This is a genomic window from Hydrogenivirga sp. 128-5-R1-1, from assembly GCF_000171895.1.
Genome location: NZ_ABHJ01000020.1, coordinates 1 through 8,843 on the forward strand (window position 1 = coordinate 1; position 8,843 = coordinate 8,843).

Consider the following 8,843-nt stretch of genomic DNA (forward strand, 5'->3'; position numbering starts at 1 on the left):
TTTAAAAATATGTAAGAAATTATAGGTATATTTTCATACCACTTAATTTTATGCCCGCAATTTGGACAGGAAGATGGAGGAGAAATTAATGATTTTTCTCTTGGAAGTCTGTATATGACAACGTTTAAAAAACTTCCTATAACTGTTCCAAAAATAAAAAAAGCAATTAAATAAAAGACTTCAAGATTTATTTCCATTTTTATTTTCTTCTTCTAACTGTTTTGCGTATTCTTCAAGGTCTTGCTTTAATTGTGAACCTCTTTTTACTAAATAGTAAACTTGAGCTATAGAAAAGCCTAAAATTACTGCAATAATACCTGCAATTCCAGAAAATAAACCTGCAATAATGGCTGCAATAATAGGAAGAGGAAATCTCAAAAATGAAGAAAATATTATTTTTGATTTATCAGATTTATATGCATTCACACTTTTCCAGAGATTATTAAAATAAATAATTCCAACACCTATACCTAATAAAAAGAAAGTCAAATAAAGAAAAGCTTTAACCAAAATTACAGCTCCAAAATTTTTATAAAATTTTAACATATTCTATTGACAGAATACTTATATAAACTTATTGTTAAAATCAAAAGATAAAATCACAGAGAGGTAATGTAATGATTAAATCATATGCAAAAAAATTCTATTATCTTATGAAACTTGGGAGGGAGTTTGAGCTGAGAGCTAAAGAAGAATATATGAAAAGAAACATAGGAGGATTTTTACATCTTGCTATAGGGGAAGAAGCTACACACGTTGGAGCTATGCTTGGATTTGGAAAAGGCGATTTTTTCGTTCATTATAGAGACCATGTTTATGCTCTTGCACGAGGTATGTCAGCTAAGGAGCTTATGGCTGAGTTATTTGGGAAGATAACAGGAGTATCAAAAGGGAAAGGAGGGTCAATGCATCTGTACAGCTCAAGATTTAACTTTTACGGTGGAAATGCTATTGTAGGAGCACAGATAACTCACGCCGTTGGAGCTGCATATGCAAGAAAATATCTTGGACATATGGAAGGTGTAATGGTTGCATTTGGTGATGGTGCTACAAATGCTGGAAACTTTTATGAATCTTTAAATCTTGCAAATGTTTATAAAGTCCCTGTTTTATTTCTTTGTGAAAATAACTACTATGCAATTGGCACAAGAATAGATAGAGTATCAGCTTTTAAAGATTTATACATGAAAGCAAAAGATTATATGCCTGCAGTTCAGGTAGATGGGATGGATGTTTTTGCTGTATTTGAAGCAGTTTCAAAAGCAAAAGAGTATATAGAAACAGAAGGAAACCCTTATTTTATAGAAGCTTTGACATACAGATATGAACCTCATTCTATGAGTGATGGAGGAGATTACCGTTCACCGAGAGAGCTTAAAATAGCAAAAGAAAGAGACCCAATAGAGAGATTAATAAAAAGAGGATTAAAAGAAGGGTTTTTAACAGAAGAGTTTATAAAAATGACAGACAAAAAAGTTGAAAAAGAAATAGAAGAAGCTGTTGAGTTTGCCCTTAAATCACCTAAACCGCCACTTGATGAACTTTATAAAGACGTTTACTGCGAGGTGTGTGAAAATGTTGTATCGTGAAGCGTTAAATAAAGCAATGGATGAACTTATGGAAAAAGACAAAACTATTGTAATCTTAGGAGAAGACGTTGGATTTTACGGCGGAAACTATAGAGTAACAGAAGGTCTTTACGCAAAATATGGAGAAAAAAGAGTAATAGATACGCCAATAGCTGAAAATTCAATAGTTGGAAATGCTGTAGGCATGGCTATAGGTGGATTAAGACCTGTAGCAGAAATAATGACAGTAAATTTTTCATTAATTGCCTATGACCAGATAGTAAACCAGGCTGCAAAAATCAGGTATATGAGCGGTGGCGAGGTAGCTGTTCCGATTACAGTAAGAATGCCTCAGGGGGTGGCTGTTCAGCTTGCTGCCCAGCACTCCCAGTCTTTTGAAAGAATCTTTGCTTCTGTTCCGGGGCTTAGAGTTTTTACAGCTTCAGACAGTATTACGGCGTATCACGGTTTAAAGCAGGCTATTTTACTTGATGACCCTGTTGTATTTTTAGAACATGAGCTTTTATATGCAAAAGACTTTGATTTTGTTTATATTCCTGAATTTGACATTACAAAGCAAAGGGTTATAAAAGAAGGAGACGATATAACATTGGTTTCTTACCTTAAAATGCTTCACGATAGTCTGGAAGCTGTTAAAGAAGTAGAAAAAACTCTTGGAATTAGCGTAGAGGTTATTGAGCTTACATCTTTAAATCCTTTAAACCTTGAAAAGGTGTATGAGTCAGTTAAAAAGACAAAAAGGTTTGTGATTGTAGCAGAAGAACCAAAAGCAGGAAGTTTTACAGCAGAGATAGTTTCAAGGGTTTTAGAAAACAACTTTTACGATTTAGATGCTCCGCCTATTAGAATATGTGGAGAGGATGTTCCTACTCCTTATAATAGAAAGTTAGAACTTGCTTCAATACCAACACCTGATAAAATTGCTAAAAAAATAATTGAGTGGGGAAAAGAAAATGGAATATGAAATAACAATGCCTCGGCTTACAGATACAATGGAAACAGGGCTTATAGTCCGCTGGTTGAAAAAAGAAGGAGAAGCTGTAGAAAAAGGTGAGCCAATAGTTGAGGTAGAAACTGAAAAAGCTATTCAAGAGGTTCCATCATTTAAAAACGGTATCTTAAAAAAAATACTTGCTCAGGAAGGCGATGAAGTAGAAGTTGGAAAACCTATAGCAATTTTAGAATTATCTGAAGAAAAAACTGTATCACAAATTCAAACCTCCCAGGAAAAGGTTATTTCAGAAAAAACAGAACCTGTTAATCTTCAAAAAAATACAGCACAAACATATCAAAAACAAACTACCAAAAAAGAAGAATTTAAACCTGAAGAAAAAGATAAAACAGTAAAATCTGTTGAACATGTAGAAGAAAAACATGTAAAACTTGCAGGAGGCTCAGCATCTCCAGCAGCTAAAAAGTTATCATCTCAGCTTGGTATAGATTTAAAGAAACTTCAAGAAGAAGGAAAAATTCCAGCTCCAGCACATGAAGAAGATATATGGCTTTATTTTTACTCAAAATATTTCACGCAAGATGCTCTTGAAGAAATAAAGGGATATAAAATTGATTTAAAAAATATTGTAGAAGAGCTTGGAGAAAACATAACAAAAGAAAAACTTTTGAAATATTTAAAAGAAAAAGGAGCTTATAAACTTTTAGATATTTCTCAGACGCAAAAGAGACTTATAGAACATCTAACAAAATCAGCTACACTGCCTGTTTATCACATATACGAAACTTTAGATTTAAAATATATTGAGCATAATGAAGAATTTACACTGACAACATATCTGGTAAAAATATTTGCAGACGTTATGCAGGAACACTACAGGACAAGAATTTATTACGATAACGGAAAATATAGACTCTATCCTTCAAGCAACATAGCAATAGCAGTTGCCGTAGATGAAGAGCTTTTTTCTCCTGTAATAAAAAATGCGTCAGAAAAAACATTAAAACAGATACAGGAAGAGATTAACCAGATAAAAGAAAAAGCAAAAGAAAAAAGTTTTAAAGTAGAAGATTTTGAAGATGGAACATTTGGTATATCAAATTTAGGTATGTTTGGAATACAGATGTTTGATGCAGTAATCCCATATAACTACAGCGGAATTGCTGCAGTAGGGGCTGAGGAAAGAAAAAAATAAAAGTTGTGATAACATTTGACCACAGGATTATAAATGGGAGAGAAGCAGCACTTTTTGTAAAAATTTAAAGGAAAATTTAAAGATAAAAATATATAGAAGGACTTAAATAAAAATTTAAACGGCAAAATCTATTTTGATATTATTCCTGCCTTGCCGTTTTCTTTTATATAAATAGAAGAGTTTTTCAAAAAACCTTCTTGCAGGGTTAAAGGCGTATCTACATTATTTAAATAAATAGCACCAATATTAAGGTCTTTTAGAGAAATTAAACTGTCTTTAGAAGGTGTTTTTAGCCATACTTTTAGTTTATCAAAAATTTTATCGTCTTCTGTTATCCATCCATCTTTATTATCATCATATCCCTTTAACTCCCCAAAACCATTTCCTGTTTTTGTTCCAAAAAGCTCACTGCCGTTATCAACAATATTATTTCCATTCTTATCAAAAACTAAAAATCCGTATCCTGCTGATAAAAGAGGTATATTTTCTTTATTTCCATCTACATCAAGGTCAAAGCTGAATTTTGTGTCTGAAAGAGGATTTTCTAAATTACCGTTTAAGTTTATAACAAGAGGGTCTATCAGTGCTTTACTTCCTGCTTTTATATTAAGATGGGTATAATCCAGAATTTCCTTATTTAATGAAAAAGTTATATCAAACTGTATCTGCCGTCCATCTTTTGTTATTATTTTTCCATTTGCTTTGAAATTTACACTTTCTTTTTGATAATTTAATTTTTCATACTCTATTTCAGCAGCAAATTCAGGCTTTTCAATGTTTGAATTTAAAGTGTGCAGTTTTTCCTGAAAATCTCTTAAAGATAGTACTTTTATTTTCTTTCCTGTCAACTTTTCTACTAAGAGTTTTATTATAAATGTTTTTAGCTCATTCTCATCCATTAAACTGCTGTCAGTGTCAACAGCTTTAACATTAGATTTAATTGTTTTAGTATTTATATTGACGTTAACATCCTGTGCAGATGTTTTATCAGAAGTTATAAACTTTATACTGAATTTTTCATAATTAAATGAGATTTCCTTGTGTCTTGACTGTAAGCTCACATCTGAACTTAAATTTCCATAACTATTTTATAAGAGGGAAATTTTGCTTTATATCGGTAGAATAGATAAACATTTTTAATTTTAGTTTATAATTAATGAGTATAACGACTTAACAGCATTTTACTTGAAGGAATAACTATGAAGGTAAGTATAGAAAAGGTTGTATTTGGTGGGAAAGGTCTATCCAGATTGAAAGAAAAAGTATGTTTTGTCCCCTTTACTCTACCAGAAGAAGTTGTTGAGGTTGAGATTAAAGAAGAAAAAAAGAGTATTTGTGAAGGTTTTCCTGTAGATGTTTTGGAAAAAAATCCTTATAGGGTAGAACCAAAATGTAAGTATTACATGCAGTGCGGTGGATGTGATTTTCAACATATAAATTATGAAAAACAGGTTGAAATAAAGAAGGAAATATTAGAAGAAACCCTTCAAAGAATAGGAAAAATAAATAAAGATACTGACAAAGTAATTCCTTCTGCAAATCCCTTTAACTATAGAAATAGAGTTCAATTTAAATTTGACGGCAAAAATTTTGGATTTTATAAATTAAAATCAAATGAAGTTGTTGATATTGAAAGCTGTGATATAGCTGATAAAAATATAAATAATTTAATACCTACACTTAAAAATCTTGCAAAAAATAACCCTCAGGTTGAAGAACTACACATTTTTCATCATCCTGATAATAAACCCATGTTAAAGATTGTTTTAAAGGAAAATTTATTTATGAATATTGAAAATTTATTGGATACATTTGCCGGTATTGGTGTTTACATTGGAAACAAACGTGTAAAACTTGAAGGTAAGTCTTTTACTTTTTATAGGGCAGGTAAATTTAACTACAGGGTAAGTATTGATTCATTCTTTCAGGTAAATAAGTACCAGTTAGAAAATATTGTAGACGAAGTAATTTCAGAAATTCCTAAGGACAGCCAGTGTATCGGTGATATTTACTGTGGTGTTGGGCTTTTTACTCTTCCTGCCTCTAAAAAAGCAAAAAAAGTTTTTGGAATTGAAGCATCAAAGTCTGCCGTTAAAGACGCACAGTATAATGTAAAAGTTCATAATATTGGAAACGCAAAGTTTTATCAAAAAGTAGTTGAAAAATCTGCAGATATTATTTTTGGCTATAATCCAGATACTTTAATCTTTGACCCTCCAAGAACAGGTATTCCGAAAAATATTATTCAAAAACTACTGCAGTTAAAATCCTTAAAAAGAATAATTTATGTTTCCTGCAATCCTTCAACTGCTTCGCGGGACATCAATCTCCTTTCAGAAAAATTTGAATTAAAAAAAGTAAAATTAATAGATATGTTCCCGCAAACTCATCATATAGAAAGTATTTTTGTTTTAGATAAAGTTTAATTATTCAAAATATACTTTTCTGGCGGAAGCAGTTTGACAACTGCTGTTTAAACTCATCATTTATGTCAACGTGGTAGTTTGAGTGGGCAGCTATTTCACACCAGAATTTTCCATCTTCTCTTATCTCTAAAATACCTCTTTATTCCCTGAAACTTTTTACAAAGCTGTTTAATCTTTTCTGCAGTTCCATTCTCAACATCTTCTTTTGAGAGTATAAACCTTACGTATTTAACTTCCCTATTTATATACTCTACAGGTATTATGTTGTTTGCATTCATTGAAACTTCTTCCTGTTCTTCATTTATTTCTATACTTCCTTCTATAATTACAAGTTTGTTTTCCTCTAAAATTGAGCTATCTTCTAAATTTTCAGGAAAAGCCCTAACATCCATTATTCCTGTCTCATCCTGAAGCTGAAAAACAGCCATTGTATTTCCACTTCTTGTTTTTTTCTTTTTAACATTTGATATAACTCCGGCTACTTTAACCCTATCCCTTGATTTTCTTGTAATTAACGAAGCTATTGGTAGGACTCTTCCTTTTAACTCTTTTTGGTATGCTTTTAAAGGATGTCCGGATATGTAAAACCCTAAAACTTCTTTTTCATAATCAAGTTTTTCCCTTTCTGTTAAATGTGGAGCATCATTGTATGATAAAACAGCAGTTTTTGTTTCCTCTGGTTTCATCATCAAGCCTAAAAGGGAGTTTTGTCCTGAGAGCTTGCTTTGTCTCTGTTTTTGCCCCGAGGTTAAGGCTTTATCTATGTTATGAAGCATAACTCCCCTATCAACTTCTGTAAAATCAAAAGCTCCTGCTTTTATAAGTGCTTCAAGTACTCTTTTATTCATATTTTTAGAATCAAGTCTTTCAGCTATGTCAAAAATATCGTGATACTCTCCGTTTTTTATCCTTTCTTCTACTATAGCTTTCGCTGAAGACTCTCCAACGTTTTTAATTCTTGCAAGACCAAATCTTATTTTTCCTTTTTCTTCTATTGCAAACTCTGATAAAGATTTATTTATGTGAGGTGGTAAAAGCTCAATGCCAAAATCTTTCATATCATTAAGAATGTTTAAAAATTTATCATCATTTTTTTCTGTTGTTAGTTTCACTGCAAAAAATTCTTCTGGATAATAGGTTTTTATATAAGCAGTCCAGTAAGTTAGATATGCGTAAGCTGTTGAATGGGACTTGTTAAATGAGTATGAAGCAAATTTTTCAATGTCATCCCAGAGCTGTGAAATTTTTTCTTTACTAAATCCTTTTTCAACAGCACCGTTTATAAATCTATCTTTCATTTTTGCCATAACATCGGCTTTTTTCTTACCGATGGCTTTTCTCAAGGTATCTGCTTCTGCCATTGTAAAGCCTGATAGAATGTTAGCCATGAACATTATTTGTTCTTGATAGACAATTAAACCGTAGGTTTCTTTAAAACATCTTTAACTTCTTCAAATGGATACTCAACTTTTTTCCTGCCGTGCTTTCTCTCTATATATTCATCAACCATTCCAGACATTAAAGGACCCGGTCTGAAAAGTGCCAAAATAGCTATAATTTCATCAAATTTATCTGGCTTTAGTTTTGCAAGGAGGTTCTGCATTCCTTTACTTTCAAGCTGGAACACTCCAGTTGTTTTGCCAGATTGAAGAAGTTTATAAACATTAGGGTCATCAAATCCAAGTTCTAAGAAGTTTAGGTCTATCCCGTGTCTTTCTTTAATAAGTTTTCTCATATAATCAAGTTCTGTAAGAGTTTTAAGACCCAAAAAGTCCATTTTAACAAGACCAAGCATCTCAAGGGTACTCATGTCAAACTGGGTAGCCTTAGTACCATCTTTATCAACATACACAGGAACATACTCATCAAGGGGCCCTGGAGCTATAACTATACCAGCTGCATGAATGCCTGTATGCCTTGCAGACCCTTCTAACTTTTTAGCTAAATCAAGGAGTTTTCTTACTCTTTCATCTGTTTCATACAGTTTTCTAAATTCAGGATTTGCTTCAAGGTTTTCTTCTATTGTTAATGTTGAACCCTGCACAGGTCCAGGAAGTATCATTTTTGCAATTTTATCTGCTTCAGAATATGGAAAACCTAAAACTCTTGCCACATCTCTTATAACCATTTTAGATTTCATAAAGTTGTAGGTAATTATCTGGGCAACAGCCTGTTCACCGTATTTATTTCTTACATATTCAATAATTTTAGGTCTATTTTCCATACAAAAGTCTATATCAATATCAGGCATTGAAATTCTGTCTGGATTTAAAAACCTCTCAAAAATAAGCCCATGTTGAAGGGGGTTAACATCAGTAATTCCAAGAGTATATGCAACAAGTGAACCTGCTGCAGAACCTCTCCCTGGGCCTACAGGAATACCATTTTCTTTTGCATGTTTTATAAAATCCTGTACTATAAGGAAATATTCAGGAAATCCCATCTGTTTAATAATATCTATTTCATATTTCAATCTTTTTTTGTATTCTTCATACTTTTCTTTTGATAAATCCTTTATTTTTTCAAGCCTTTTTTCAAGTCCTTCCCATGCAAGTTTTTCAAAATACTGTGCTTTTTCTTCTTCTGTTGCTTCCCTGTCAAGCCCGGGTATTTGATATTTTGGGAAAGATATCCTCTTGTATCTGCTGTTTCTATTTCAACATTACATTTTTCAGCAATTT

9 protein-coding genes are annotated in these 8,843 nt (G+C 32.0%); 4 read left to right on the forward strand and 5 right to left on the reverse strand.

All coding sequences use genetic code 11. From position 1 onward, the window contains the following. Together HG1285_RS19105 and HG1285_RS06615 are read right to left on the reverse strand one after the other, a co-directional pair. Positions 1–197: prepilin peptidase (locus tag HG1285_RS19105; RefSeq protein ID WP_198005447.1), on the reverse strand; the 197-nt coding region annotated here is incomplete at its 3' end. Continuing rightward, the gene (locus HG1285_RS06615) at positions 181–510 is read right to left on the reverse strand and encodes an ATP synthase subunit I (protein ID WP_198005448.1); all 330 of its coding nucleotides are present in this window, start codon (positions 508–510) and stop codon (positions 181–183) included. The genes HG1285_RS06615 and HG1285_RS19105, both read right to left, overlap by 17 nt. A gap of 107 nt (positions 511–617) precedes the next feature. On the opposite strand from HG1285_RS06615, the gene HG1285_RS06610 reads away from it, so the two are divergent. The 3 genes from HG1285_RS06610 to HG1285_RS18160 are packed head-to-tail and all read left to right on the forward strand — an operon-like array spanning position 618 to position 3,736. Then, positions 618–1,589: a thiamine pyrophosphate-dependent enzyme gene (locus HG1285_RS06610; RefSeq protein ID WP_008288089.1), complete on the forward strand. Its 972-nt coding sequence runs from the start codon at positions 618–620 to the stop codon at positions 1,587–1,589. Next, positions 1,576–2,553 (forward strand): alpha-ketoacid dehydrogenase subunit beta, encoded by a 978-nt coding sequence (locus tag HG1285_RS06605; protein ID WP_008288090.1) that lies wholly within the window; start codon positions 1,576–1,578, stop codon positions 2,551–2,553. The genes HG1285_RS06610 and HG1285_RS06605 overlap by 14 nt, the downstream gene beginning before the upstream one ends. Further along, positions 2,543–3,736, forward strand: coding sequence for a 2-oxo acid dehydrogenase subunit E2 (locus tag HG1285_RS18160; protein WP_008288091.1), 1,194 nt, complete (start codon positions 2,543–2,545; stop codon positions 3,734–3,736). The genes HG1285_RS06605 and HG1285_RS18160 overlap by 11 nt, the downstream gene beginning before the upstream one ends. Positions 3,737–3,864: 128 nt before the next feature. Here HG1285_RS18160 and HG1285_RS18165 read toward each other — a convergent pair whose 3' ends face one another. Continuing rightward, positions 3,865–4,797, reverse strand: coding sequence for a hypothetical protein (locus tag HG1285_RS18165; protein ID WP_008288092.1), 933 nt, complete (start codon positions 4,795–4,797; stop codon positions 3,865–3,867). Positions 4,798–4,935: 138 nt separating this feature from the next. Here HG1285_RS18165 and HG1285_RS06595 point away from each other — a divergent pair, with 138 nt between their 5' ends. Next, a complete protein-coding gene (locus tag HG1285_RS06595; RefSeq protein ID WP_008288093.1) occupies positions 4,936–6,162 on the forward strand; it encodes a class I SAM-dependent RNA methyltransferase in 1,227 nt (408 codons plus the stop codon). 95 nt (positions 6,163–6,257) lie between these two features. Here HG1285_RS06595 and HG1285_RS20255 read toward each other — a convergent pair whose 3' ends face one another. Together HG1285_RS20255 and dnaE are read right to left on the reverse strand one after the other, a co-directional pair. Further along, positions 6,258–7,556, reverse strand: coding sequence for an OB-fold nucleic acid binding domain-containing protein (locus tag HG1285_RS20255; protein ID WP_008288094.1), 1,299 nt, complete (start codon positions 7,554–7,556; stop codon positions 6,258–6,260). 20 nt (positions 7,557–7,576) lie between these two features. After that, positions 7,577–8,794 carry a DNA polymerase III subunit alpha gene (dnaE, locus tag HG1285_RS20260; RefSeq protein ID WP_343122633.1) on the reverse strand — a complete coding sequence of 406 codons (1,218 nt, stop codon included), beginning with the start codon at positions 8,792–8,794 and terminating at the stop codon, positions 7,577–7,579. Positions 8,795–8,843 lie beyond the last annotated feature (49 nt).